Origin of the sequence: Streptomyces sp. NPDC005811 (genome assembly GCF_040630405.1) — a bacterium.
GTDB lineage: Bacteria > Actinomycetota > Actinomycetes > Streptomycetales > Streptomycetaceae > Streptomyces.
This window is the reverse complement of sequence record NZ_JBEXXK010000055.1, coordinates 19,546-44,197: the sequence shown is the minus strand read 5'-3', so window position 1 is coordinate 44,197 and position 24,652 is coordinate 19,546. Positions and strand designations below refer to the sequence as shown.

22 protein-coding genes and 1 pseudogene are annotated in these 24,652 nt (G+C 73.5%); 10 read left to right on the top strand and 13 right to left on the bottom strand.

Features of this window, described 5'->3' with window-relative positions; all coding sequences use genetic code 11:
• Nucleotides 1-8 precede the first annotated feature (8 nt).
• On the top strand, nt 9-1,967 hold the full coding sequence (locus ABZ490_RS41235) for a ThiF family adenylyltransferase (RefSeq protein ID WP_359002568.1): 1,959 nt from the start codon (nt 9-11) through the stop codon (nt 1,965-1,967).
• Between the two features lie 39 nt (nt 1,968-2,006).
• Here the strand turns inward: ABZ490_RS41235 and ABZ490_RS41230 are convergent, their stop codons facing one another.
• On the bottom strand, nt 2,007-2,801 hold the full coding sequence (locus ABZ490_RS41230) for a thioesterase family protein (RefSeq protein WP_359002566.1): 795 nt from the start codon (nt 2,799-2,801) through the stop codon (nt 2,007-2,009).
• A gap of 246 nt (nt 2,802-3,047) precedes the next feature.
• Here ABZ490_RS41230 and ABZ490_RS41225 point away from each other — a divergent pair, with 246 nt between their 5' ends.
• The 6 genes from ABZ490_RS41225 (at nt 3,048) to ABZ490_RS41200 (ending at nt 9,916) form a co-directional block, all read left to right on the top strand.
• Nucleotides 3,048-3,245: a DUF6229 family protein gene (locus ABZ490_RS41225; RefSeq protein ID WP_359002564.1), complete on the top strand. Its 198-nt coding sequence runs from the start codon at nt 3,048-3,050 to the stop codon at nt 3,243-3,245.
• Nucleotides 3,246-3,352: 107 nt separating this feature from the next.
• Entirely contained in the window at nt 3,353-6,247 is a 2,895-nt protein-coding gene (locus ABZ490_RS41220; protein WP_359002562.1) for a type 2 lanthipeptide synthetase LanM family protein, read from the top strand.
• A gap of 109 nt (nt 6,248-6,356) precedes the next feature.
• Complete coding sequence (locus ABZ490_RS41215) at nt 6,357-6,932, top strand: DUF6434 domain-containing protein (protein WP_359002560.1); 576 nt, start codon at nt 6,357-6,359, stop codon at nt 6,930-6,932.
• A gap of 204 nt (nt 6,933-7,136) precedes the next feature.
• Nucleotides 7,137-8,402 (top strand): glycosyltransferase, encoded by a 1,266-nt coding sequence (locus ABZ490_RS41210; protein ID WP_359002558.1) that lies wholly within the window; start codon nt 7,137-7,139, stop codon nt 8,400-8,402.
• An 81-nt stretch (nt 8,403-8,483) separates the two neighbouring features.
• A complete protein-coding gene (locus ABZ490_RS41205; protein WP_359002556.1) occupies nt 8,484-8,822 on the top strand; it encodes a hypothetical protein in 339 nt (112 codons plus the stop codon).
• A 164-nt stretch (nt 8,823-8,986) separates the two neighbouring features.
• On the top strand, nt 8,987-9,916 hold the full coding sequence (locus tag ABZ490_RS41200) for a DMT family transporter (protein ID WP_359002612.1): 930 nt from the start codon (nt 8,987-8,989) through the stop codon (nt 9,914-9,916).
• Here the strand turns inward: ABZ490_RS41200 and ABZ490_RS41195 are convergent.
• From ABZ490_RS41195 to ABZ490_RS41155, 9 genes are all read right to left on the bottom strand, one after another.
• A complete protein-coding gene (locus ABZ490_RS41195) occupies nt 9,907-10,272 on the bottom strand; it encodes a hypothetical protein (RefSeq protein WP_359002554.1) in 366 nt (121 codons plus the stop codon). The two genes, ABZ490_RS41200 and ABZ490_RS41195, sit on opposite strands and share 10 nt — an antisense overlap.
• A 307-nt stretch (nt 10,273-10,579) precedes the next feature.
• Nucleotides 10,580-11,122, bottom strand: coding sequence for a GNAT family protein (locus ABZ490_RS41190; protein ID WP_359002552.1), 543 nt, complete (start codon nt 11,120-11,122; stop codon nt 10,580-10,582).
• Nucleotides 11,123-11,267: 145 nt separating this feature from the next.
• A complete protein-coding gene (locus ABZ490_RS41185) occupies nt 11,268-12,503 on the bottom strand; it encodes a cytochrome P450 (protein WP_359002550.1) in 1,236 nt (411 codons plus the stop codon).
• A gap of 2 nt (nt 12,504-12,505) precedes the next feature.
• Nucleotides 12,506-13,723, bottom strand: a complete 1,218-nt coding sequence (locus tag ABZ490_RS41180; RefSeq protein ID WP_359002548.1) for a cytochrome P450 — start codon at nt 13,721-13,723, stop codon at nt 12,506-12,508.
• Entirely contained in the window at nt 13,720-14,313 is a 594-nt protein-coding gene (locus ABZ490_RS41175) for an ATP/GTP-binding protein (protein ID WP_359002610.1), read from the bottom strand. The genes ABZ490_RS41180 and ABZ490_RS41175 overlap by 4 nt, the downstream gene beginning before the upstream one ends.
• 13 nt (nt 14,314-14,326) lie before the next feature.
• Entirely contained in the window at nt 14,327-14,674 is a 348-nt protein-coding gene (locus ABZ490_RS41170) for a DUF742 domain-containing protein (RefSeq protein WP_359002546.1), read from the bottom strand.
• Entirely contained in the window at nt 14,671-15,078 is a 408-nt protein-coding gene (locus ABZ490_RS41165) for a roadblock/LC7 domain-containing protein (RefSeq protein ID WP_359002544.1), read from the bottom strand. The genes ABZ490_RS41170 and ABZ490_RS41165 overlap by 4 nt, the downstream gene beginning before the upstream one ends.
• On the bottom strand, nt 15,075-16,688 hold the full coding sequence (locus ABZ490_RS41160; protein ID WP_359002542.1) for an ATP-binding protein: 1,614 nt from the start codon (nt 16,686-16,688) through the stop codon (nt 15,075-15,077). Before ABZ490_RS41160 ends, ABZ490_RS41165 begins: the two co-directional genes overlap by 4 nt.
• Nucleotides 16,689-16,851: 163 nt before the next feature.
• Nucleotides 16,852-17,841 (bottom strand): DUF5937 family protein, encoded by a 990-nt coding sequence (locus ABZ490_RS41155; RefSeq protein WP_359002540.1) that lies wholly within the window; start codon nt 17,839-17,841, stop codon nt 16,852-16,854.
• Between the two features lie 82 nt (nt 17,842-17,923).
• Here ABZ490_RS41155 and ABZ490_RS41150 point away from each other — a divergent pair, with 82 nt between their 5' ends.
• Entirely contained in the window at nt 17,924-19,177 is a 1,254-nt protein-coding gene (locus ABZ490_RS41150) for an MFS transporter (protein ID WP_359002538.1), read from the top strand.
• Nucleotides 19,178-19,414: 237 nt separating this feature from the next.
• Complete coding sequence (locus ABZ490_RS41145; RefSeq protein ID WP_359002536.1) at nt 19,415-21,049, top strand: WD40 repeat domain-containing protein; 1,635 nt, start codon at nt 19,415-19,417, stop codon at nt 21,047-21,049.
• 42 nt (nt 21,050-21,091) lie between these two features.
• On the opposite strand, the pseudogene ABZ490_RS41140 reads toward ABZ490_RS41145, so the two are convergent.
• From ABZ490_RS41140 to ABZ490_RS41130, 3 genes and pseudogenes are all read right to left on the bottom strand, one after another.
• A pseudogene (locus ABZ490_RS41140) lies at nt 21,092-21,395 on the bottom strand (dihydrofolate reductase); the annotation flags it as partial.
• 63 nt (nt 21,396-21,458) lie between these two features.
• Nucleotides 21,459-22,673 (bottom strand): MFS transporter, encoded by a 1,215-nt coding sequence (locus tag ABZ490_RS41135; protein WP_359002534.1) that lies wholly within the window; start codon nt 22,671-22,673, stop codon nt 21,459-21,461.
• A 214-nt stretch (nt 22,674-22,887) separates the two neighbouring features.
• Nucleotides 22,888-23,592: a hypothetical protein gene (locus tag ABZ490_RS41130; protein WP_359002532.1), complete on the bottom strand. Its 705-nt coding sequence runs from the start codon at nt 23,590-23,592 to the stop codon at nt 22,888-22,890.
• A gap of 81 nt (nt 23,593-23,673) precedes the next feature.
• Between ABZ490_RS41130 and ABZ490_RS41125 the strand changes: the two genes are divergently transcribed.
• Nucleotides 23,674-24,561: an NAD-dependent protein deacetylase gene (locus ABZ490_RS41125; protein ID WP_359002530.1), complete on the top strand. Its 888-nt coding sequence runs from the start codon at nt 23,674-23,676 to the stop codon at nt 24,559-24,561.
• Nucleotides 24,562-24,652 lie beyond the last annotated feature (91 nt).

Genomic DNA, 24,652 nt, shown 5'->3' with positions numbered 1-24,652 from the left:
GAGGACGCGTGAGCCCAGACCACATCCCGAGCAGCACGAGCAGCACGAGCATCCCGGGCTTTCCCGGCCGGGATCCGGCGGACGTGCGGGTGGTGACCGCAGGGACCGAAGCGGTGAGCCGCAATCAGGAGATCGTCAGCGAGCGGGAGCAGGCCGCGTTACGCGCGGCGACCGTGCTGGTGGCCGGCTGCGGCGGGGGCGGTGTCGTGGTCGAGCCGTTGGCGCGGCTCGGCGTACTGCGCTTCCGGCTGGCCGATCCCGATGTCTTCGACGTGTCGAACCTCAACCGGCAGGCCTGCACGCTGGCGGACGTCGGCCGGTCGAAGCCGCTGGTGGTGGCCGAGCGGGTGCGGGCGATCAACCCGGCGGCCGAGGTGAGCGCCTATCCGGAGGGGCTGACCCTGGAGAACCTCGACGAGGCGCTGGACGGCGCCCATGTGGTCTTCGACGGCGTCGACCCGTCGATGTCGGCCTGGGTCAAGTACCAGTTGCACGAACGGGCCGCCCGGCGGGGCATTCCGGTCGTCGCCGGCATGGACTTCGGGGGCAAGCCGACGCTGTACGTCTTCGACTACCGGCGCCGGCCCGTGCCCTTCTACGGCAGGGCGAGCGCCGAGGCACACCGGGAGAACCGGCTGTGGGAATCGATGCGGTGGACCGGCCGGACCCAGGTGCCGAGCGACTACCTGCCCATCCAGGCGGACCGGTTCGCCCACGGCGGGACCTGGCCGCAGATCGGCTACTGCGTCCTCGGCCTCGCGACGCTGACCACCCGAACCGTGCTGGACCTGCTGATGAACCGCAGGACCCGGCACATCGTCACCGTGGACGTGCACGCCGCGGTGATGTCCCGCCCGGCCGCGCTCGCGCACCGCGCCCGGATGCCACTGGAACTCGCGCGCACCCTGCGGGCGGTCCGCGCGGCACGCCGGGGCGGCCCGCGCAGGCCCCCGGCCGCCGCAGCCGACGGGCGCCCGCTGCCCGAGCGGCTCACCGCGGTGCTGGACGGCGCCCGGCGCGCCCCCTCCCCGTACAACACCCAGCCCTGGCGGTTCGAGCTCCTCGACGACCGGACCGTACGCCTGGCTCCGGACCCCGCGCGCTGGCCCTCCGCCGCGCCCGATCCGCTGGGCTGGGCCGAGGGTCTCGGCTGCGCGCTGGGGGCGATGACCTACCTCGCGCACGGCGACTGGGAAGCCCACCCGGCCGGATCGGAGGCGATGCCCTCGTTCGCCGGCCGCTTCCACTGCGACCGGCTGCGTGAGGACGTCCTCCCTCGGCAGGGAGCCCTGGGCCTGCGCGCCACCCACCGCGGCCGTCTGCTCCGCGCCCCCCTCGACGCCACCACCGTGAAGCGCCTCGAACTCCTCTGTGCCGAAAGGGACATCGCCCTGGAGACGCTCTCCGGTGCCGCCGCGCTCGGCCGGCTCGCCCGGACCGAGCTCGACGCCTCCCTGTCCGCACCCCTCGCCGACGACGCCGAGTGGTGGACCTGGCTCCAGGACCGCGCACGCACCGAGACGGGCCGCCGCTCCTTCGGCGACCCCCGCGACCTGCTGGGCGGCCCCACCTCACTCGCGTATCTGGCCCGTGCGCTGCCGGGGACGGGAGGACCCCTCCGGCCGGCGCTCCGCTCCCTGGCCGTGCCGGCGGCCCGCGAGCGGGCGCGGCGGCTGCGGGACTGCGGCGCGGTACTCGTCCTGCGCGGACCCCGCCGCACGGTCACGGACCGCCTCCGGGCGGGGGCCGCCCTGATGCGTGTCTGGCTCGCCCTGACCGAGGCCGGGTACGCCGCCCAGCCGCTGTGGGGCGAGTTCGGCCGCCCGGGACCCGCTCTCGCCCGGCCCACCGGACCGGCCGGGGAGGAGGAGATCCTGGCGGTCCTGCGTACCGGCCGGGCCACCAGCACTCCCGCGCGACGGGCGGCGCGCCATCCGCTCGACGGTTCGGTGCGGTGGGTGGAGTAGCGCGGCCGGGGCGCGGTTCCCGGGCGGGGCCCCGCCCGCTCAGCCGCGCGGTGCCACGTACAGGCTCTGGGTGCTGCGGCCGAGGGGGCCCTTCTCGTCGTGGAGGGCCGACTCGGCGAGGCCGATGCCGGCGGCGTCGACCATCGTCCGGGCGTCCAGGCAGACCCACTCGCCCTCGGGGTGGCGGTGCACGCCGACGGTGAGGTCGGCGTTGATGAAGAGGTACCGGTGGAAGTCCAGTTCGGCGCTGACGCCGTTGCCCGAGTCGGCGGCGATCAGCACCCTGCTGAGCGGTGCGATCTCCTCCCCCGCGACCAGCGGCACCCGCATGCGCATCCACGCCTGCGCCGGGCCGGGCTCCAGGAAGGAACCGGCCGCGAAGCGCACCTCCATGGCGGTGTGGTAGCCGCGGTCCCACGGGACGGGGAAGAACGGCTTCGCGGGGGCGCTCGCCGGGCCGGGCACCTGGGGGCCGGGCGACACCTCGGGGACCGAGTGCGGTGCCGTCTTCAGGAGCAGCGCCGTCACCCGCATCACGTCCGCGCCGCCGTCGGGCGTGAGGACGGCCTCGACCAGTTCGGTGCTGCGTCCCGAGCGCAGGACCCGTACGGCGACGGTCAGCGGCCGGATCGGGACCGGGCGCATGATCTCGTACGTGAGACGGGCGACCCGCAGGTCCGGCCGGGCCCCGGGGCGCTGCTCGACGGCCAGCCCGAGCAGCGCCGCGGGCGGGCCGGCGTGCTGGGAGTCGGCGTCCCAGGGCCCTCGGGTGGACGGGGTGGGGAGGAACCGGTCCTGGCCCTCCCGCTCGTAGAAGGCCTCTGCTTCCGTCACCACTGTGCCCTTCCCTCCGTGGTCCGCCGCCTGTCCGCACCATCTTACTAAGCGCTTGCTCATTATGGAGGGGTCTTCGGCGACGGCCGGCACCGGCTGCGCGGGTGCCCGCCCGTCCCGGGGGTGGTACGGGGTCACATCCGCCCCGTCCGACTGTGGCCGGATTAGCCGTCTGACGGATGTTCGATCGCCGCGATACTCGGGGCGGGGCAATCCGTCCCGTTTTTCCGTCTCCGGAGGCCGCCGATGCCACAGATCAGTGTCCACACCGCCGTGCTCGACGCCTGGCTGTCGGGTGCCGAGAGCGCGTACGGGCAGGCCAACCCGGCCGGTCCGCTCTACGTCGGCGGCGCAGCCGCCGAGGCCGCGCTGACCGACCCGAGCGACTCCCTCTACGGCTTCTGTTCCAGCCCGAGCGGGTCGCAGGGCAGCTGGTGCTGCTGATCCCCTGAGGCAGGACGGGGGCGGGGGGACCGTGCGGCTCCCCCCGCCCCTTCGCGGGCGCGTAGGCGGACGGGCACACACATCCGGTGGACCAGGGACGGTGGAAGGTGAACGGATCTGCTCCGGTGCGGCCGAGGGAACCGGCACAGGGGGACGGGGACGAGACGGAGTGGTTCGCCCGCCCCGTACGCGTCCTGGCCCGCCCCTGGCGGGAGGAGCTCGCGCGGCGGCTGGCCGATGTCGACACGCTCGGCGCCGGGGAACGGGACGTGGTGCTGGAGGCCGGTCACACCGCGCTGCTCCGGTCCCTGCACGCGAAGCTGTCCCGGCTATTCCTCATCGAACTCCACGCGCTGCGCATCGCGGCGGACGGTGCGGAAGGCGGCGCGCGAGCCGGAGCCGGAGCGTCCGACACGGCGTCCTGGGCCGCGTTCATCGAGCTGGCCTCCCAGGACGGCTATCTCGAGCGGCTGGCCGGCCGGTATCCCGTCGTGGGCCGGCGGATCGCGTCGGTGGCGCGGCAGTCGGTGGGCGCGACGGCCGGTTTCGCCGAACGGTTCGCCGCGGACCGGGAAGTGCTGCGCCCGCTGTGCGGGACGGACACCGGACGGCTGCGGGCCGTGACCTTCGGGGCGGGCGACACCCACCGGGGCGGACTGACCGTCAGCCGGGTCGACTTCGACGACACGAGCGTCATGTACAAGCCCCGGTCGTCCCGGATCGACCTGGCGCTGGGCGAGCTGCTGGAGGAGCTGTTCACGGACCTCGCCGACGCCCCGGCGCCGCACGAGCGCATCCGCGTGCCGCGCACCCTGGCCCGCGAGGGCTACGGCTGGGCCGAGTTCGTCCACCACCGCTACTGCGCCGACGACGGCGAACTCGCCGTCTTCTACCGCAACATCGGCCACTGGCTGGCCGTCCTGCGGCTGACGGGCGGCACCGACATGCACGCCGAGAACATGATCGCGGCCGGTCCGGTGCCGGTCGTCGTCGACGCCGAGACCCTCTTCGACGCCCCCGCGCCGTTCCCGCCCAGCGGACGCGGCGCCGCGGTCGACGTGGCGGCCGCGGCGATCCGCCGCACCGTGCTGCGCACCGGACTGCTGCCCGTACGCGGCACCGGCTTCGCGCTGGGCGGGGTCGACATCTCGGGGATCGGGGCGCTGCCCGGCCAGCAGCCGCTGATCCCGCACCCGGTGATCGCGCAGGGCGGCACCGGCGCCGCCCGCTTCGAGGTCGGCCTCGTCGCCATGCCCACCGCGGGCAACCACCCCAGTCCCGCCCCGGTGCTGAGCGCGTACTGGGACCGGATCCTCGCCGGATTCCGCGAGATGACCGCCCACCTGCGGCGGCCCGGCACGGACCCGCACCGGCTGCTGCGCCGCTTCGAGGGCGCGCGGGCGCGGCGGATCCTGCGGCCCACGCAGGCCTACGTCGACATCGGCCGGATGCTGTGGCACCCGGCGTCGCTCCACGACGAGCCCGCGGCCGTCGAACGGGCCCGGGACATCCTGCGCCGCAACGCCGAGGTGCTGCCGGGAGCGCCCACCGACCGGGTGGCCATCGAGGGCGAGATCTCCGACCTCCTGGTCGGAGACGTGCCGATGTGCACCTTCACGGTGGACTCCGCAGCGGTCGGGGCGACGGTACGGGACTGGCGGACGGCCGATCTGCCGCTGGAGGAGTCGGTCATCCAGGACGCCCTGGTCGGCGCCTACCTCAACGAACGGTCGCTGCCCGGCCGGGTGCGGTCCGCCGCCCACCGCCCGCACGCCCGGGACCGGGAGCGGCGCCGTCGCGACCTGGCCGCGGGGATGGTACGGCGGCTGTGCGACGGGGCCGTGCGCGGTCCGGACGGCACGGTCACCTGGATCAGCCCCGTGTTCACGCCCGCCGGATGGTCCATCAGAGTGCTGCCCGCCGATCTCTACACGGGACAGGGCGGGGTCGCCCTGGCACTCGCCGAGTACCTGGCCGAGGTGCGGGCCGGACGGGCGGACGAGGTGCCGGGGGTCGCCGACACCTTCGACGGGGCGTTGCGCGTCCTGGTCGGCACCGAGGATCTGACGGCCGTGCCGCCCTCGGCGGGCGCGTTCAGCGGCGCCGCGTCCCAGGTGTGGACGTGGCTGGCGCTGCACCGCGTCCTGGGCGATCCGTCGATGCTGAGGCGAGCGGCCCTGCGCGCGCTCCCCCTCGCCGAAGGCCCGCTCGTGGAGGACGACATCGAGGTCGACCTCCTCAACGGGGCCGCGGGCGCCGTCGTCCCTCTGCTCGATCTGGCCGCCGCGACCGGGGAGGACCGGTGGGCGGCCGCCGCCGCCCGGGTCGGCCGCCGGCTGAGCGCACTGGCCGTGCACGACCCGGCCGGCGCGCGCTGGACCACCCGGCTCAACCCGCAGGGCATCGGCGGCTTCGCCCACGGGGCCACCGGCATCGGCTGGGCGCTGGCCCGGCTCTCCCTCGGCGACGCGGGCACCGCCGTCGAGCGGGAGGGTTGGAGCCGGCTCGCCGGACAGGCCTTCGCCTACCAGGAATCCCTCTGGCAGCCCGGCGAGGACAACTGGCTCGACGCCCGGATCGGCGCTGAGGAGGACTTCTTCACGAGCTGGTGCCACGGCAGCGCGGGCATCGGCATCGCCATGCTCGACCTCCACCGGCGCACCGGCGATCCCGCCCGCCTCGACATGGCCCGACGCGCCGCCCGCGCCTGCGCCGCCGAGGGCTTCGGCTGGAGCCACACCCTGTGCCACGGCGACCTCGGCCTGTGGGAACTCCTCACCGCCCTCGCGCCCGACCGCACCGCCCAGTTCGACGGGGAGATCCTCACCAGCCTCGAACAACGCGGCCCCACCGGCGGCCTGGCCCGCGAGGCCTTCTCCCCCAGTCTGATGGCGGGCCTCGCCGGAGTCGTCCACACCCTCCTGCGCATGCACCCCGCCGCCGACCTGCCCGACCCTCTCCTCCTGGACCCGCTGCTCCCGGACCGCGGCGCACCCGGATGAGAACCGGACCACCGGAAGGGGGCCGTGCACCCCAGGGCGTGCGGACCGGGGCGTGCGGCCCTGGGGCGTGCACGCGGCCCGGGGCGTGTGACCCGGCAGAATGGCGGCCATGAACGAGAACCAGAACACCAGTACGACAGCCGGCGAGCCCAGGCCACCGCTGACGGCCGGCCTCACCGGCGCCGAACTGCTGCGCTGGTACTGGACCCTGGACGAACTCACCGGCCTCGCCCGCACGATGGGCGTCGCGCGCCAGGGCGGCAAGACGGCCCTCACCTCCCGGCTCGCCGCGGCGCTGGACGGCCTGCCCCTGCCGGCCGCGCCGCCCCGCCGCCGCCCGGCGGGCGCACAGCTGACCGAGCCCGTCGACGGCACCACCGTGATCCCGGAGGGCCAGCGGTGCAGCCAGGTTCTGCGGCGGTACTTCCTCGAAGCGATCGGCCCCGGCTTCCACTTCGACGCCTTCATGCGTGAGTTCATCGCCCGCAACCCCGGCCGGACCCTGGCGGACGCGGTCGCCCACTGGCACGCGACCCGCCCGGACGCGGCCCGGCCCCGCGAGATCGAGGAGCAGTTCGAGTACAACCGCTTCACCAGTGCCTGGCACCGCCGGAACCCGGCCGGCACCCGCGCCCAGGCCCGTGCGGCCTGGCACGCCCACCGCGCGCTCCCCCGGGACCGGTGACCGTCCGGCACGCCCTCGACGCCCCCTCGGCGCGCCCGCGGTGTCTCCCGTCGCACCGGCCGGGCAAGGGACCCTGCCCCCGAGTCGGGCCGTCCGGTCCTTGTGGTGCGGTCGTCGGCTGTCGAGGGTGGATGTGAGGACTGTTCCCGTCCCGGGGCGTCCACCAGAGGATCAGGAGTTCTTTTGACGCGCGAGCACGCTGCGGTGAACGCATCTGCCCAGCAGAAGCCCCAGGCCAGGCCGGTGCCTCGGGCGGTCGCCGCGAAGAGCTGGACGCCCGGGACGCCGGTGGACCGCGGCGGCGTGACGGTCCTTCAGTCGGCCGCGGGCAACGCCGCGATCGCCCGGCTCGTCGAGGAACAGCGGCACGCGCACGGTCCCGGCTGCGGGCACACGGCCGGCGCCGAGCCCCTGCCGACCGTGCAGCGCGCCCCGCTCAATGTCACGTACGCGGGGGACGGGGGTCCGCAGGCCGTGGACTCCGACAACGAGCGGGACGTCCGCCAGTTCGTGTTCGACGCGCTCGCCAAGGGCAACCACGAGGCGGTCTCCCTCGTCTTCAGGCGTCTCGAGGCCCTGGTTCCGCAGCCGGCCTATCTCGCCGACCTGCGCACGGTGGTGGATCAGTTCCCCGCCGAGGAGCGCCCGCGCATCCCGCCCCTGGTCCACTTCATCTGGATCGGCGGCCCCATCAGCAAGGACGCCCTCGACAACGTCCTGGCGTGGGCGGCGAAGGCGCAGAACTCCGACTGGCGGATCAATCTCTGGACCGACCGGCTCAGCACGTGGCCGATGGGCAGTACGGCCAGGGTGCGGATGGCCAAGGCGATCGAGTTCAAGAAGATCGAGGACGCCATCGACCCACGGCTGGCGGCCACGTACGAGACGGCCACCACGGGGCCGAAGAAGGCGTATCCGCTCGCCTCGGACATCGCCCGGTACAGCATCCTCAAGAAGCTCGGCGGAGTGTACGCCGATGTGGACCTGGGGTCGGGGACGGTCGATCTCCGGCAGGCCCGGCCGACGCTCCGCGAGACGGACGTCCCGGCCCTCGGACCGCTCATCCGGGACAAAAGCAGCTTGAGCACGCCGCTCGAAGCGGTGGCGGCCGCGCCCGTCACGGGAACGCCGACCGCGGACCAGATCAGGACCGCGGCACGCTACCTCCTGGACACGGGCGGCTACGGCAACCACTTCATCATGGCGCAGCGCGATTCCGCCGTCATGGAGAAGCTGATCCGGCGGATCGCGGGGTCCGTCGAGGCCATGGACGCCGAGGAACTGCACCTGGCCGGCCCCGCCGCCACGGGGCCGTTCGCCCTCATCCGGGCGGTGGACGAGCATCTCAGCTCGGAGTTCGGCGTCCAGAGCCTCCAGGCCGGGGAGCACCCGCTGTTCCAGCAGGCGGGGCAGCAGTTCCACGCGCACATGGAGTGGCTGACCGCGGAGAGCGAGAACCAGAACTACTGATGCCGCGCGGGTGCCGGGCAAGGCTCTGAGCCGGCTCAAGTCGCTTGCCCCACCGGGTACAGGGCGGTCACGATGATCCACATGATGGGTATCGGCAAGCTGAGCGAGAAGCAGGACGTCGTCCTGACGATCCGGGACGCGGACGTGATGGCGGCGGCGCTGCGCGAGGCGCTGGCGCGGGCCACGCCCGAGGAACGCCCGGGCCTGGAACGCGCGGCCGCCCTGATCGCCGTCACCGCCACCGACTCCGACTCCCGGCTGCGCGCCCGGTGGGTCCATGACCGGCTGTCCGCCACCGGATTCACGGGAGACGTGGGTTCGGTCGCGGCGGTGAAGGCGCTGCGCCGGGCGGAGCCCCGCCTGAGCCTGGTGGCGGCGGTGGAGCTGCAACGGGCTGCGGTGGCCCACCCCCGCGCCTAGCCGGGGTTCCTGCCGGGGTTCCCGCCGGCGGTGACCAGCAGGTACTCCCACTCGATGGCGCCGTCCGCGAGGTGACTGCGATCGCGCCCGCCTCCCATCCGGGCGACCATGGCAGGACCGGCACCGCCGGCACCCCCTGCCCGTCGATCCCGGAGGTGGCCGCACTGCGCACCGCGCTCCCCGTCCTCCTCGCGATCTGCGCGGCCCTCAGCAACGCGCTCGCGACGGTGCTCCAGCGCAAGGCGGCGCTGACCGTGCCACGCTCCGCGGGTTTCCGGGCCGGCCTGATGCTCGACCTGCTGCGCCGGCCCGTCTGGCTGGCGGGGATGCTCGCGGTGATCGGCGCCGCGGTCTGCCAGGCGGCGGCACTGGCGACGGGGCCGCTGACGATCGTGCAGCCCCTGTTCGTCCTGGAGTTGCCGCTCACGCTCGTCGCCGCCTCCGTGCTGCTGCACCGGCGGCTGCCGGGCAGGGGCTGGCTCGCGGTGGCCACGGTGGTGGCCGGACTCGCGGTCGCCCTCGCCGCCGCGTCCCCCACCGGCAACCGCACCCAGGTGCCCCCGGACCGCTGGATCCCCGCGCTCGCCGTCTGCTCGGGGGCGGTCGTCGTGCTGGCGCTCGCGGCCCTGCGGCGCCCGGAGGGCCGGGCCCGGGCGGCCTGTCTGGGTGCGGCGACGGCGATCGGTTACGCCGTGACCGCGGCGCTGATGAAGTCCTCCACCCACATCCTCGACGAACAGGGACTCGTGGGCTTTCTCTCCGCCTGGCAGACGTACGCGTTCGCCGCCACCGGCGTCTGCGCGCTGTTCCTGCTGGAGAACGCGATGCAGGCCGGCCCCCTGGTCGCTTCGCAGCCCGCGCTCACACTCGGCGACGCGGCGGTGAGCCTCGTCCTCGGCATCACCCTGTACGAGGAGGCCGTCCGCTCCGGGTGGTGGCTGCTGCCCCAGCTGTGCGGGGTCGCGCTGATCGTCGCGGGGGTCCTCACCCTGTCGCGGACTCCCCTCGCGCGGACGCTGGTGGCACAAGAACAACAGGGGGTGGTCCCGGCCGGACGGCCGGAACCACCCCCCGCGTCAGCCGATCAGACGTAGGCGCAGATCGCGTACACGCTGATGCCGACGCTGGAGTAGCCGTCCTGCCGCCCGAGGGCGATCCAGCCGGTGCCGTCCGGGGTGGGGAAGCTGCCGACCAGGATCGCGCCGTTGCCCTGGGCCTCGCCGCCACCCCCGATGACCCTCTTGCCGGCCGGGCAGTACACGGTCCTGCGCTGGAAGTTGGGCACGTTGGCGTTGGGGAGCTGGACGATCTGGTAGCCGTCCACGGTCGCGGCCCGGGCCGGCGCCTTGGCCGCGGCGGGTTCGCTGCTCGTGGCCTGGGCCGCCCAGCCGGCTCCGGACACCAGAGCCAGTGCCAGGACGCCCGCGCCGATCGCCTGCTTGCCTCGCATACACATGTCCTTTCGTCTCGAGGTCCCGCGGACGCGGAAGCCTCTCAGACGCCATGGTGGGGGCACGGAACGGACGACAAGCGGGCAATCCAGGTAAACGCCACGATGGGCCGAATGCGGAGCATACGGCGCGCGGATCACCGCCGAATGCCCCGCACGCCCGCGCCTCCGCCTCCCCCTCCGAGCACTGCTCCGCCGGCGCGCGGTCAGCCGCGGGGGCCGGCAGGGCCGCGACGAAGCGGTCGGCGAGGAGCGGGGGCGCCGTGGCGACGGCCCCGACGCCGCCGAGGCCGAGCCGACGCCTGAACTAGTCCTTCGGGTCGGGCTTCCAGTCCTGGGCGAGGAGTCCGAGCAGGACCTCGTCCAGGAACTCGCCCATCACCCAGGCCGAGGAGCGCAGCACGCCCTCGCGGACGAAGCCGTTGCGTTCGGCGGAGCGCAGCATCGCGGCGTTGTCCGCGAGTGTCTCGATCTGGAGGCGGTGCAGACCGCGGACGACGAAACCGTAGTGGCACAGCACCGCGACCACGTCCGTGCCGTAGCCCTTGCCGCGGGAGGCCGGGAGCAGCCCCAGTCCGATGTGCGCGACCCGGTTGTGGGTGTCTATGCCCCACAGGTTCGCCGTGCCGACCAGTGTGCCGCCCTCCAGCTCCACCACGGAGAACGGGACGCTTCCCTGCGCCTTGTCGTCCACCACGAGCCGCGGGTCCTTCGCCTCGGGCGACATCGGGCGCCACGGCGTGCCCTCGGCCCGCGAGGCGTTGACCACGTCGTTGTAGAGCTCGGCCCGCAGGATCGGGATGTCCTCCTCGTGCCGGGCCCTGAGCCCGACCTTGCTGCCTCTAAGCATGGAAGCTTCCTATCCGGCCGGACCGGTCGGCGGCAAACCAATATGTCAACCCCGAGGGCACCGCCTCGTACGGGTCCTCGCCTCCCGCCGGCCGGCCGTGTCGCAGGACGCGGGGCCGGGCGGGGGGAGGGGTTCCGATGTCGGGTCAGTCGGAGGACGGGGTGAGGCGGACCGGGAGTTCGAAGAGGTCGTTCTGGGTCACCACCGGCTTGTTGCGCAGGGCCGACGGCGGTACCGCGAGGTCCAGGCCGGGGAAGCGGGCGTACAGCGCGGGCAGTGCCACGTCCGCCTCCAGACGGGACAGGGCCGCGCCGGGGCACACGTGCGGGCCGTGGCCGAAGGAGATGTGGCGGGTGCGGGTCTCGCGCGTGATGTCGAAGTCGCCTGCGGTGGGGCCGTGCGCCTCCTCGTCGCGGCCTATCGCGCCGTACGAGATGATCAGCGCGTCGCCCGCCGGGAGGACACGGTCGCCGACCTGCACGTCCTCGGTCGCGAACCGGATCAGCACGTGCGAGGTCGGGGTGGACCAGCGCAGTGTCTCCTCGACCACCGCCGACCAGTCCGCCTTGCCCGAGAGGACGAGGGCCCGCTGGTCGGGGTGGGTGGAGAGGTTGACGACGGCGTTGACGATGAGGGAGATCGTCGTCTCGTGGCCGGCGGCGACCATGAGCTGGAGGGTGGAGACGATCTCCTCGTCGGTGAGCCGGTCGCCGTCGTCCGAGGCCTGGATGAGCGCGCTGGTCAGGTCGTCGCCGGGGGCGGCCTTCTTCGCGGCGACCGTCTCGGCCATGATCCCCGCCAGTTCGACCAGGGTGGCGACGACCTCCTCGGGCGGGGTCTGCGTCGAGAAGAACTTCTCGAACAGCTCCTTCAGCCGCGGGAGCCGGCTCTCCTCGATGCCCATGAGGTCGGCGACGACGTACATCGGCAGCGGGTAGGCGAACTCCGCCTTGAGGTCGACGACATCGGCGTCGGCGGGCAGCCGGTCAAGGAGCTGCGCGGTCAGCTCGGTGATCCGCTCGCGCAGGGTCTCCACCCGGCGCGGGGTGAGGGCCTGGGCGACGAGTCCGCGCATCCTGCGGTGGTCGGCGCCGTCCACGGTCAGCATGGAGCGGCCGGGGTTGGCCAGGCCGATCAGGGGCCAGTCCGGCGGGATCTCGCCGCGCCGCCAGGCGCCCCACACCTCGATGTCCTTGACCAGGCGCGGGTCCGTCAGCAGCGCCTTGGCCTCGGCGTGCCGGGTGACGGCCCACACGGGCACGCCCCCGGGCAGCTCGACCGCGGCCAGCGGTCCGGCCGCGCGCAGCCTGGCACTCTCACCGTCCAGGTCGGTGACGAACGGATCCAGGGCGATCCGCAGTTCTTCGGTGCCGGACGTCATGATCAGTTGCCTCCCAGGGCAGGGGTGGGGGTGAACCGCACGGGCAGTTCCGTCAGCCCGCGCAGCCAGGGCGAGGGGCGGCGCGTCAGGGACTCGGCGGGGACGTCGAGGTCGATGTCGGGCAGCCGGTCCAGGACGACCTCGAGGGCGGTCCGGGCGATCACTTCGGCGATCTCCTGGGCGGGGAACGGGCAGCGGTGCTCGCCGTGGCCGAAGGAGAAGTGCGCGTTGTTGCCGCCGGTGAGGTCACCGCCGACGGGACGCACCTGGGGGTCGGAGTTGGCCGCCTGGAGGCCGAGGAGGAGCAGATCGCCGGCCCGGACGAGCTGTCCGCCGAGGTGGGTGTCGCGGGACGCCCAGCGGCCTGCGACGTTCTGGGTGGGCGTGTCCTCCCAGAGCACCTCGTTCATGGCCTCCGCGACGCTGTTGCGTCCGCCGAAGAGGGAGGCGGCGAACCGGGAGTCGGTGAGCATCAGCCGCAGCGAGTTGCCGATCCAGTCGGCGGTGGGCTGGTGCCCGGCCGCCATCATCACCATCAGGTCCTGGGCGATCTCCTCGTCGGTGAAGCCGCTGGGGTCGGCCAGCATCCGGGAGACCACGTCGTCGGCGGGGGCGGCCCGGCGGGCGGCGAGCAACTCGCCCATGGAGGTGGCGAGATGGCTCTGCCCGGCGAGGGCGCGCTCACGGCCGTCGATCATGTCGTTGAGCGCGGTGACCAGGCCCGGCCCGTCCTCGTCGGGGAAGCCGTACAGCCGCGCCAGGACGCGTACGGGCAGCAGCATGGCGTACTGCCCGACGATGTCGGCGGTCCCCTTGGCGCAGAGGGCGTCGATCAGCTCGTCGGCGAACCGTTCGGCGTGGCGGCGCAGTTGGGCGGGGTCGCTGGCCTCCAGCGCGTTGCTGATCATGGCGGCGCGTTCGCGGTGGCGCTCGCCGACCGTGTAGAGGATCGACGGCTGCTTGCGGCCGATCATGGGCAGCAGGGGCCAGTCGCCGGGGATGGTGTCCCACTGGTTCCACAGGTCGGAGTCGCGGCTGAACAGGACCGGGTCGCCCGTGACCTGGTGCAGTTCGCGGTAGCCGAGGACGAGCCAGGCCGGGACGTCGCCGTCGAGCAGGACGGGGGTGACGGCTCCGTGCTCGGCGCGCATCTCCCGGTAGAGCCGGGCGGGTTCGCTCTGGAAGCGGGGACCGCTGAGCGGAACGGCGTCGGTGCTCACGCGAACTCCCGTGGTGATGCGGCGGCTTGGGCCGTCGTACCGGCGTACCGGTGCTGGATGTGCTGGACGAGCGTGATGAGGACCTGTTTGCTGGACTCGCGGGAGCGGGCGTCGCAGTCGACCAGGGGCACGCGCGGGTCGAGGTCGAGGGCCTCGCGGACGTCGTCGTGGGAGTGGCGGGGGCCGCCGAAGTCGTTGCAGGCGACGATGAACGGCGTACCGTGCCGCTCCAGCCGGTCGATGGCGTACCAGGAGTCGTCGATACGGCGGGTGTCGAGCAGGACGACCGCGCCGAGGGTGCCGGAGAACAGCCGGTCCCACAGGAACCAGAAGCGTTCCTGGCCGGGTGCGCCGAAGAGGTAGAGCACGTTGCGCGCGTCGAGGGTGATCCGGCCGAAGTCGAAGGCGACGGTGGTCGCGGTCTTCCCGCGGATCTCGCTGATGTCGTCGACGGTCTCGCCGGCGCGGGTCATCGTCTCCTCGGTGTTGAGGGGACGGATCTCGCTGACCGAACGGACCATGGTGGTCTTTCCGACACCGAAGCCGCCCACGACGACGATCTTCAGACCGTTGTCGGCGGAGGCACCCAGCGGCGTGCGTGCCTCAGAGGTTGCGGAGTCCAACGAGCACCTGCTCCAGGATGTCGGGGTCGGGGAGGACCGAGATGCGGGGGTGGCGGGCGCTGACCTTGCCCGCGGCGAGGAGGTCGGACAGCAGGATCTTGGTGATGCTCACGGGCAGCCCCAGCTCGGCGGCGACCTCCACCACGGCGGTGGGCGCCTTCGTCAGGGCGAGGATCGCCGCGTGCTCGGACTGCATGCCGGGGGCGGCGTCGCTCTCGGCCACCACGAGCGTCACGAGGTCGAAGGGACTGTCGGGCCCGGACCGGCTGCGTCCCTGGGTGAGGGTGTACAGCCGGTCGGGGGCGTCGTCCCTGCCGGGCCGCTTCATGCGCTGCGGGGCTGGGCCGTCAGATGTTCCCCGAGCTGTTCGACCAGCTCGCTCATGTTGTGTCCGACGAGGCCGGGTTCGGCCTCCTCGTCGGTGACGACGGCCAGATGGGCGCCCTCGCCGGCCTCGACGATGAACAGCGTGCCGCCGTAGAACTCGGTCATCGAGGAGCGCACACCGCCGCTTCCGTCACCGAACTCGACCGAGGCGCCGTGCGACAGGGACTGGATTCCGGCGGCGATGGCGGCGAGCTGGTCGGCCTGGTCGACGGTCAGTTCCGGGGTGCGGCACAGCTTCAGCCCGTCGCGGGAGAGCACGAGGGCGTGCCGGGCACCGGGGGTGCGCTCCAGGAGCCCTTCGATGAGCCAGGTGAGCTTCTCGTCGGCGGTCGTCGTGCCGGTCATGAGGTGGTGTCGCCTTCCGGGTGCGAGGGGGTGGGTCTTTCGGCGGCCGTTCCGGTGCGGGAGGACGGCGTGATGGGTGACGGCGTGGTGTGCGCGTCGTCTCCGGCGGGGTGCGTGCCGTCGCCGGTGGGCGGCAGCCGGTGGCCGCCGGTGCGCTCCGCCGGGTCGGTCGCGCGGACCGCCTGACGGAAGGCGCCGAAGCGGGTGGCGCGGGTGCGGATGTCCTCGGGTGCGGCCGTGGGGCGGGGGGTGCCCTGGGCGGACCGCGCGGTCTCGGCGGCGGCCAGGGTCTGTCCGCGCCGCCGCTTGGGCAGTCCGCCGCCCGGCTGCGGGGCGGTGTCGCTCTCCTCGTGCGGCCGGGCCCCGTCCTCGGACGGCGTGGCGTCGGAGGGTACGGCGGTGTCGCGGTCCGGGGCGGCCGTGCGGGCCGGGGCGCTGAGCGGGCGCGGGTCCACGGGAAGCCGTACCGGGGACGGCGCGGCGGTGAGGATGTCCTGGGGGACGAGCATGAGCACCCCGGTGCCGCCCCGGGCGGAGGGCCGGAAGGAGACCTTCATGCCGTGCTTGCGCGAGAGACGCCCCACGACGGCCAGGCCGAGCCGGGTGCCGGTGAGTCCGCCGAGTCCGGTGACGTCGCCGGTGACGGCCTGTTCGGCGCGGCGGAGCTGGACGTCGCTCATGACGAGCCCGCTGTCCTCCACCGAGACGATGGCGCCGGCGGGCACCTCCTCGACGTAGACGTGGACTTCGGCGTTGGGGGGCGAGAAGTTGGCGGCGTTGTCGAGCAGTTCGGCGAGCGCGTGCATCACGCCCTCGGCCGCGTGTCCGGCCACCGCGACATCGCTGACGGAGTGCAGGCGGATGCGCTGGTAGCCGCTGATCCGGCCCATGGCGCCGCGCAGGATGGACTCCATGGAGATGGGGCGTGCCCAACGGCGGCCCGACCGGGCCCCGGTGAGCACGGCGACGGAGTCGGCGAGGCGGCCGGCCTGCGCCGTGCGGTGGTCCAGGTGCAGCAGGTCGGCGAGGACGTCCTCGTCGCTGTGCCGCTCCTCCATGGCGCGCAGGTCGGCGAGGGTGCCGGTGGCCAGGGCCTGCATACGGGCGGCGGCGTTGGCGGTGGCGGCGACGGCGGTGTCGCGCTCGGCCACGGAACGGGCGAGTTGCGCGGTGAGGCTGCGCACCTCCGCGGCGAGCCGCACCCGTTCGACCTCCGTGTCCTTGGCGCGTACGGCGCGCTCGCGGGTGAACTCCTCGGCGAGCCGGGCGCGTTCGTGGGCGGCGGCGTCGGTGTGCCGTTGGTGCTCGCGGCGCCACTGCTCGGCCTGGAGGTCGCGCTCGCGGGTGACCCGCTCGGCGTCGGCCGTCGTCGTGCGCAGCGCGGCGCGGGCGGCTCGTGCGGATCGCCGCGCCGTCACGGCGGCGGTGACGGCCGCGCAGAGCAGGACCCCGCCGATCGCACCGCCCCAACCCACCGTCGTCCGCGCCGACATGGGGACGGACGAGACCGCCCAGGCGACGGCGAGTGCGGCCAGGGCCGCGGTCAGCAAAGGCAGGGGGAGCAGCGAACGAAGGCTGGATCGGGCGTCGGAAGGGGTGGGCGCGCTCATCGCTCAGGGTCCTTGGGCGGCCGCCCGGAAAGCGGCCTTTGTGTCATCCTCGGGGGCAAATTATGCACAGAAAGTTGTAGTCACTGATCAACCGGGCGTCACTATACGAGAGTTTCGATCACTCTCAATAGCTTCGGCCCACCTCCACAGGAACCTCTTGGCTTCACGCCGGGGCGCCGCCCGCCGCGAGGGCGATGCCCAGGGGGGTCTGTTCGTACAGGACCTCGTGGCCGTAGCGGCGGGAGGTGAGCAGGCCCGCGTCCCGCAGGACCGAGAGATGGGCGGAGACGGAGGACGGGGCGAGGCCCAGGCGGCGGGACAGGGTGGTGGTGCCCGCGGGCTCGCCCAGGGCACCGAGCACGGCGGCACGCCCGCGCCCGAGCAGCCGTACCAGGGTGTCGGGGGCGTCGGCGGCCGGCTCGGCCCACAGGCCGCCGATGCCGCGGGCCGGATAGACCAGCATCGGCTGCCAGGGCGGTTCGAAGCCGCCCACCACGTCCGGCCACGAGAACACACTGGGCATCAGGACCAGGCCCCGGCCGTCGAGGTCGCGCTCGTGCTCGCCCCGCGCGTTCACCGTGAGGGTTCCCGCCCGCCAACTGATCCGCGGGTCGAGCTGGGGCAGCAGTCCGCCCAGGCCCGTCTCGGCCAGGCGGCGTGAGTGGAAGGCGACATCCGCCTCCAGCAGGGCCCGCAGCCGTGGCCAGTACGGTTCGACCAGGAGGTGCCAGGCCTCCTCCAGCAGGTCGGCCAGCCGGGTGATCGTGTGTTTCATGTCGCGAAGCAGGGCCCTGCCGAGCCGGGAGCCGGCGGCGCCCGGGGTGTCCGCCAGGGAGCGTGCGGTGTCGTGGTGGGCGACCCGCGGATCGGCCTCACGGACGCGTGCGAGTTCCTCGTCGAACGCCGTCGCCGGGCCGAGCGGCTGCGGGCCGAGCCAGTCCGGGGAGTGCCCGTTCCTGGGCATCAGCAGCCACAGCGGGGCCAGGTCCAGTCCGCGCGCGTCCTCCTGGATGCGCCGCAGCCACGGCCCGTGGAAGCCGTGCCGGTCGGGCCGGTTCAGGGTGCGGACGGCTTCCTGGGTCTCCCACAGCGGTGACACGGCGAAGCGGCACCGCAGGAGGTCGTCCTCGCCGAAACGCAGATGCAGGGGCAAGGAGGCCCTCCAGCGGGCGGAGAAGATTCGGCTGACACCGAAACTCTACGGGCCGGGCCACGACTCCAGCACGCTGCCTCCCATGCATGGAAAGACGGCTCCACCCCCTCCACAGCCCACCTCACAGTCCTCCTCACAGCCCTCGCCACCCGGTTATCGTCGCGTCTTCGCGGTGGCGGAGTTCCGTGCCGTCTTCGCCGCGCACGCCCTCTCGCTGCTCGGCGTCGTCGTCAGCGAGGTCGCGCTGACCGTACTGGTGTACGGACTGACGGGGTCGCCGTTGCTCAGCTCGCTGGTCTTCGCCCTCGGATTCCTGCCGTACCTCGTGGGCGGCACGCTGCTGTCCGGGGTGGCCGACCAGTACCCCCCGCGCCGGGTCCTGGTCCTGTGCGACCTGGTGTGCGCGGCGTGCGCGGGCGCCATGGCTCTGCCCGGCACGCCCGTCGCCGTCCTGCTGGTCCTGCGCTGCGCCATCGCCGTGACAGCGCCGGTCTTCACCGGCACCCGCACCGCGACACTCGCCGACATCCTCGGCGACGGGGATCTGTTCGTGCTGGGCCGGTCGCTGCTGCGGATCGTGTCGCAGAGCGCGCTGCTCCTCGGGTTCGGCCTGGGTGGCGTGCTGCTCACCGTCGTGTCCCCCCGGGGCGCCCTGGTGGTGACCGTGTGCACGTTCGCGAGCTCGGCGCTGCTGCTGCGCCTCGGGACGCACCGCCGGCCCGCGCGCGCCCGGGGCGGGGCGCTCGTCCGGAACTCGCTGTCCGGTGCCCGTCAGATCCTCGAGGACCGGCGGACCCGGGCCGTCCTGCTCCTCATGTGGGGGCCGCCCCTGTTCGTCGTGGCTCCCGAGGCGCTGGCCGCCGCGTACGCGGACGAGATCGGTGCCGGTACGGTCGGCGTCGGTCTGCTCATGTGCGCGCTGCCGGTCGGGACCATCGTGGGCGAGCTGGTCGCCGGCTCCCTGCTGTCCCCCGCGGCGCGTTCCCGGATCACGCTGCCCCTGGCGGTCTGCGGGCTGCTGCCGTTCCTGGCCGTTCCGCTGCTGCCGGGGCTCGGCTGGGTCCTGCCGGCCCTGGCGCTGGCGGGGGCCGCGGGGGCGTACACGCTGGGGCTGGATCAGTGGTTCGTCCAGGCCGTCCCCGCGGAGCTGCGCGGCCGGGCGATGACCGCGCAGACGGCGGGACTGATGACGATCCAGGGCGTGGGCATGGCCCTCGCGGGCGCGGCGGCCGAGCTGTGGCCGGTCAGCACGGTCGTCTGCGCGGCGGGGGTGGTGGGCACGGGGTGCTGTGCCGCGCTGGCCCTGTCCGTGCGCCGCACGGCACCCGCGCGGTGAGGGTGCCCTTTACCGGACGGGCCCGGCAATTCAGGTGCGGGAGTGAACAGCGGAGTGCCCGCACCGCGCTCCTGTGCCGTTGCACTGCCGGCCTGTGGGTCAGTCGAGTCGGCTCCCGGCAGAACGAAGGCGTACAGCCCAGTCCGCGCGCCGGTCCCGGGGGAATTCCTGCGCACAGGCGTTCGAGATGTTTTGCTGAGCGTCCAGATGGGGGCAGGGCCGGGGAGGTCGCGGGCGATGAGAACACCGATTGAGCTGTACTACGACTGGTGGCTGCGTTGGTCCGACCGGAGGATCCGCGAGCGGGAAGCCCGGGAGTTCGCGCGGCAGACAGGCCACAAGGACTGGGGCGATGACGCCCTCGGCACGGCACTGGCGGAGAGCCTCAGTGCCTACCAGTCCCTCAACGTCATGGCTCTGTCGGCTCTCCCTCCGGGCGTCGAACTGGTCGCGCGCGAGGTCACAGAGGCCTGGCGTGGGGTCGACCCCGACACGGTCACCCTGAACCTGCTCGAGACCCTTGCCCGTGTCGACCTCGTGAGCGTCGTCAGGGGCGACGACGGCTGGTGGCGGGCCACCGTTCCCGAGGAGCTTCGGGAACGCCTGGCGTCGCGCTGGCCGACGGGCAAGGCGCGCGCATGGCACGGCCGGCTCCTGGACAACGCCCGCGAACTGGTGAAACACGGTGACAGCTGGTGGGATCTGCCTGCCGACGCCGCGTACTGGTGGCGGCACCTGGTGTGGCACGTGTGGCACACCGACCGTGAGGCCGCCGCCGGACTGGTGGCGCATCCACGCTGGCAGACCGCACGGATCCAGCGGTTCGAGGCACAGGGGCTGCTGACCGATCTGGCCCTGGTCGACTCCCCGGAGTCCAGGGCCACTGCCTCGACGATCAACGAGGTCATCGGCCGGGAGGACCCCTCCACCTCTCGGGATCCGGCGGAGCTGGCCCAGGATCTGCTGCGAGCCCTTGGCCTGACCGCCGTCGCCGCACCGCCCGTCCCCTGGCCGCGGTCGGCGGTCCGTGCGGTACTACGCGTGCCGAAGTCCACCTACCCCTTCGCCATGTCACCGGACGGTACCTGGCTGGTGACGGCCGGCCGGGGCAGTCTCATCCAGGTCCACGACCTGGCGACTCAGACCGTGCGACGGGTGATCCACGGCTCGTACGACCGGACGGACCACTGCGCCCTCTCTCCGGACGGCAGTTTCCTCCTGGCCGGGCGGGTCTGCGAGAGGGCGCGAACCTGGGAGGCGGTCAGCGGCAGCCCGAGGAGCCACATCAAGCTCCACAATGTGACGAATTCCGTGCAGACCCCGGACGGCACGTGGATCTCCTACGAGAAGGAGACCGGCTACCTCGGCGACCCGCTCACCGGCAGACGCTGGAGCACGCATCCCAGGACTGCGGACATGTCGCCCATGGCGCTCAGCGCCGACGGCGGAACCCTCGCCCTGGGCAGCACCATGGGCGATGTCTCGCTCTGGGACCCTCGTTCCGGCCGACTGCGTGCGGAGCTGCCCAAACAGGAGCATGGCATCCACCGGCTCGGTCTGGCCGGGGACGGCTCATGGATCGCGCTCGGCGGGTTGTACGACATCCGGGTTCTGGAACTGCCCAGCGGCCAGGAGCGCTTCACGCTGCGGCGGAACGGCACACGGTGCGCCGTCAGCGAGGACTGGCTGGCCCTGCCCGACGGGAATCGGGTGCAGATCCGGTCCCTCCAGGACGGGTCAGTCCTGAGCACCCTCGACGTCCACCAGAACAGCGTCCTCGACTGCCGCCTGTCACCGGACGCGAGGCACCTGATGACCCTGGACAACGGGGGGACGCTCATGGTGTGGGACGCGACCGCCCTCGTCCCATGAGCTCCCCCCCTCTTCGAGGGACACAGCGGTCCGGCCTCGAAACGCCTGGCCGATCATGGCGCTGCCGCCCCATCAGGACGACGTCGAGGTCCTCGCCGCCGCGCGACGACGTGACCTCGGCGTGCCGTGGCGTCGCTCAGTCCGGTGGTGATGAACGTCCGGTCGAGGTCGGTGAGCCGGACCGGCTCCGGGAGTGAGCCGGTCACGACGACGAAGGCGGGCCTGCCGACCTCACCGGCGCCGTAGCCGGTCGGCTCCGGAGCCGTCGTTCCTCGCGCAGGGTCCGGCGGGCGTCGGGGTCGTCGGGGTCGTCGGAGAACGCCCAGGTGTGGAGGGCCTCGCTGCCCTCATCGGCCCGTGCGCACTGCTTCCATCCCGCCGCACGGCTCCCGTGCGGTGGGATGGGTCGTCAGCCCGCGGTGACCTGGTCGGTGTCCGTCAGGGACTTCGTGCCCGACGACGTGATCACCTCGGAGGTCCCGCTGCCCCGGTCCATCAGGCCGCCGGTGAACGCGAGGCCGAGGCCCGCCGCGGCGAGGGCCGCGCCGACCAGGGCGGGCGAGGCCCAGCCCCAGCCGGCCGAGATGGCGAGACCGCCGAGCCAGGCGCCGCCCGCGTTGGCCAGGTTGAAGGCGGAGTGGTTGGAGGCCGCCGCCATCGTCGGCGCGTCCTTCGCCTTGGCCATGAGCAGCATCTGCACGGGCGTGGTGACGAGGGCGCCCATCGCGCCCATGACGACGAGCGTCAGCAGCGCGGGGACGGTGCTGTGGACCGTGAAGTAGAACGCCACGAGCGTCGCGCCGAGCAGGGCGAGTCCGCCGTACAGCGTCGGGCGCAGGGCGCGGTCGGTCAGCGGGCCCGCTATCAGCGTGCCCAGCGTCATGCCGGCGCCGTAGAGCGCGAGGACCAGGGTGGTCGAGGAGTCGGAGAAGCCCGTGAGGTGCGTCAGGATCGGGACCAGGTAGCTGTAGACGGCGAAGAAGCCGCCGAATCCGACGACGGCGGTGGCGAGTCCGATGGCGACCTGCTTGTTCCCCATCGCCCGCAGTTCGTGGCGGATGCCCGCCTGGGAGCCGCGCGGCTGGTCGGGGACGAAGGCGGCGAGCGCGGCGAGGGCGATCAGACCGATGACGGCGACCGCGCAGTAGGCGTACCGCCAGCCGAACTGCTGGCCGAGCGCGGTGCCGGCCGGGACGCCGACGATGTTGGCGACGGTGAGGCCGAGGAACATCCGTGAGACGGCGCGTCCGGCCCGCTCGGGGGCGACCAGCCGGGACGCCACGACGGCGCCCACGCCGAACAGGGCGCCGTGCGGCAGGCCCGCGAGAAAGCGCGCGGCGAAGAGCCAGCCGAAGGTGGGGGCGAGGGCGGACGCGACGTTGCCGATCACGAACAGCCCGGACAGCAGGATCAGCAGCCGCTTGTGGGGGATGCGGGCGCCGATGCCGGTGAGGACGGGGGCGCCGACGACGACGCCCAGCGCGTAGGCGGAGACCACGTTGCCGGCTTGGGGGACGGACACGCCGATGCCGTCGGCGATCTGGGGAAGCAGTCCCATCGTGGCGAATTCGGTCGTACCGATGCCGAACGCGACGACGGCGAGGGCCAGCAGTGCCAGGGGCATGGAGCGGGAGTACCTTTCGGGGGCGACGATCCGGATGCGGCGGAGCGGGCGGGGACCGACGTCGCCCTGCTCCGGTGGCCAGTCGCGCCGGCCGCCATTGCCCGGTGCGCCCCCCGGGGCAGGGGAGGCCCACCAAGGTGCAGCAGCGGCGGAGGCCTGCGCATTCCAAGATCGAGGCATGCCGAATATGGCCTTCGTCACACGCCGGGCGGATCTACCAGATCAGGCACCAGTAGCCGCCGGAGGTGCCGACGCCGATGCGGCCGGCCTGCGGCACGAGCCGGGGGTCGGGGTCGCCCCGAGCGGACAGCGTGCACGCCGGGTCACCGACCGCCCCCGAGGCCGCCATGCGCTGTGCGGCGGCCTCGGCCACCGGCGACGTGAACCAGACGGTCGTCGGCGCCGAGCTGCCGGGGGCCGTGGAGGGCGGTGTCTGCGCCGGTGTGGAGGGCGGTGTCGGCGCCGGGGTGGAGGGCGGCGCGGAGACGGTCGGCGTCGGGCGGGGTGCCGCGGGCGCGGTCTGCGCCGGATGAGGCGACCGTACAGGTGTGCGAGTCGGCGTCGGTTCCGGGGCCGGCCGCCGGGGCGTCGCCGACGCCACCGCGTGGCCGCCGGGGTGTGTCGTGGCCACCGGGGGTCGGGAGGTCGACGGATGCGTGGGGAGGGGACGGGACGTGCTCGAGATCCGGGGCGAGGCCGACGGTGAGGGCGACGTGGAGGGCGACGGTGAGGCCGACGTGGTGAACGAGGGCCGGGTGAGCGAGGGGAGCGACAGGCCGGAGGAGACCGTGGGCGACGGCCGGGAGGTGCCGTCGTCCGAGGACGTCAGCGCCCAGACGCCCAGGCCACCGGCGGTGAGGACGGCCACCGCACCCACGATCCACGGCGCGCGGTGCGAGGGGCGTCGGTGGCGGCTCATGCCTCTCACTGTCGGCCCGCCCGCCGGTCTTCTCAAGCGGTGGGGCACCTTTCGGTGGGGCACCTTTCGTACCCTTGCGGCATGCGGATACGCCCCACCCTCAGCTGGACGCCCACCGAGGGCCTGCCGCCGGGCACCACGGATCTGGAGCCGGTCGTCGACGCCCTGGGCGGCGGCGGGGTGCTGGTGCTCAGCGGGGCGGGCATCTCCACGGAGTCGGGCATCCCCGACTACCGGGGCGAGGGCGGCAGTCTCAGCCGGCACACGCCGATGACCTACCAGGACTTCACCGCCGAGGCGCAGGCGCGCCGCCGGTACTGGGCGCGCAGCCACCTCGGCTGGCGCACCTTCGGCCGGGCGCGGCCCAACGCCGGGCACCGGGCGGTGGCCGCGTTCGGGCGGGCCGGGCTGCTCTCCGGGGTGATCACCCAGAACGTCGACGGGCTGCACCAGGGCGCGGGCAGCGAGGACGTCGTGGAACTCCACGGGAGCCTGGCCCGGGTCGTCTGTCTGTCCTGCGGCGCCGTCAGCCCGCGCGGGGAACTCGCCCGGCGGCTGGCGGAGGCCAACGCGGACTTCGCGCCGGTGGCGGCGGGCATCAACCCGGACGGTGACGCCGACCTCACCGACGAGCAGGTCGGGGACTTCCGCGTGGTGCCGTGCGCGGTGTGCGGCGGTGTCCTCAAGCCCGATGTGGTGTTCTTCGGCGAGACCGTGCCGCCGGCCCGGGTCGAGCACTGCCGCGGGCTGGTCCGGGAGGCGACCGCGCTGCTGGTCCTGGGGTCCTCGCTGACGGTGATGTCCGGGCTCCGGTTCGTCCGCGAGGCCGCCCTGGCCGGGAAGCCGGTGCTGATCGTCAACCGTGACGCGACCCGGGGCGACCGCCACGCCCTCACCCGCGTCGCGCTCCCGCTGGGCGCGGCCCTCACCACGGTCGCCGACCGACTGGGCCTTCCCGGCGCCCCCTAGACACAGCGCACCTCACTCCACCTCGGTAACGCCATCCCGTGACTTGAGCGGAAAACGCGTCGGAGAAATCATCGGTAACGCGTCCGCGCCC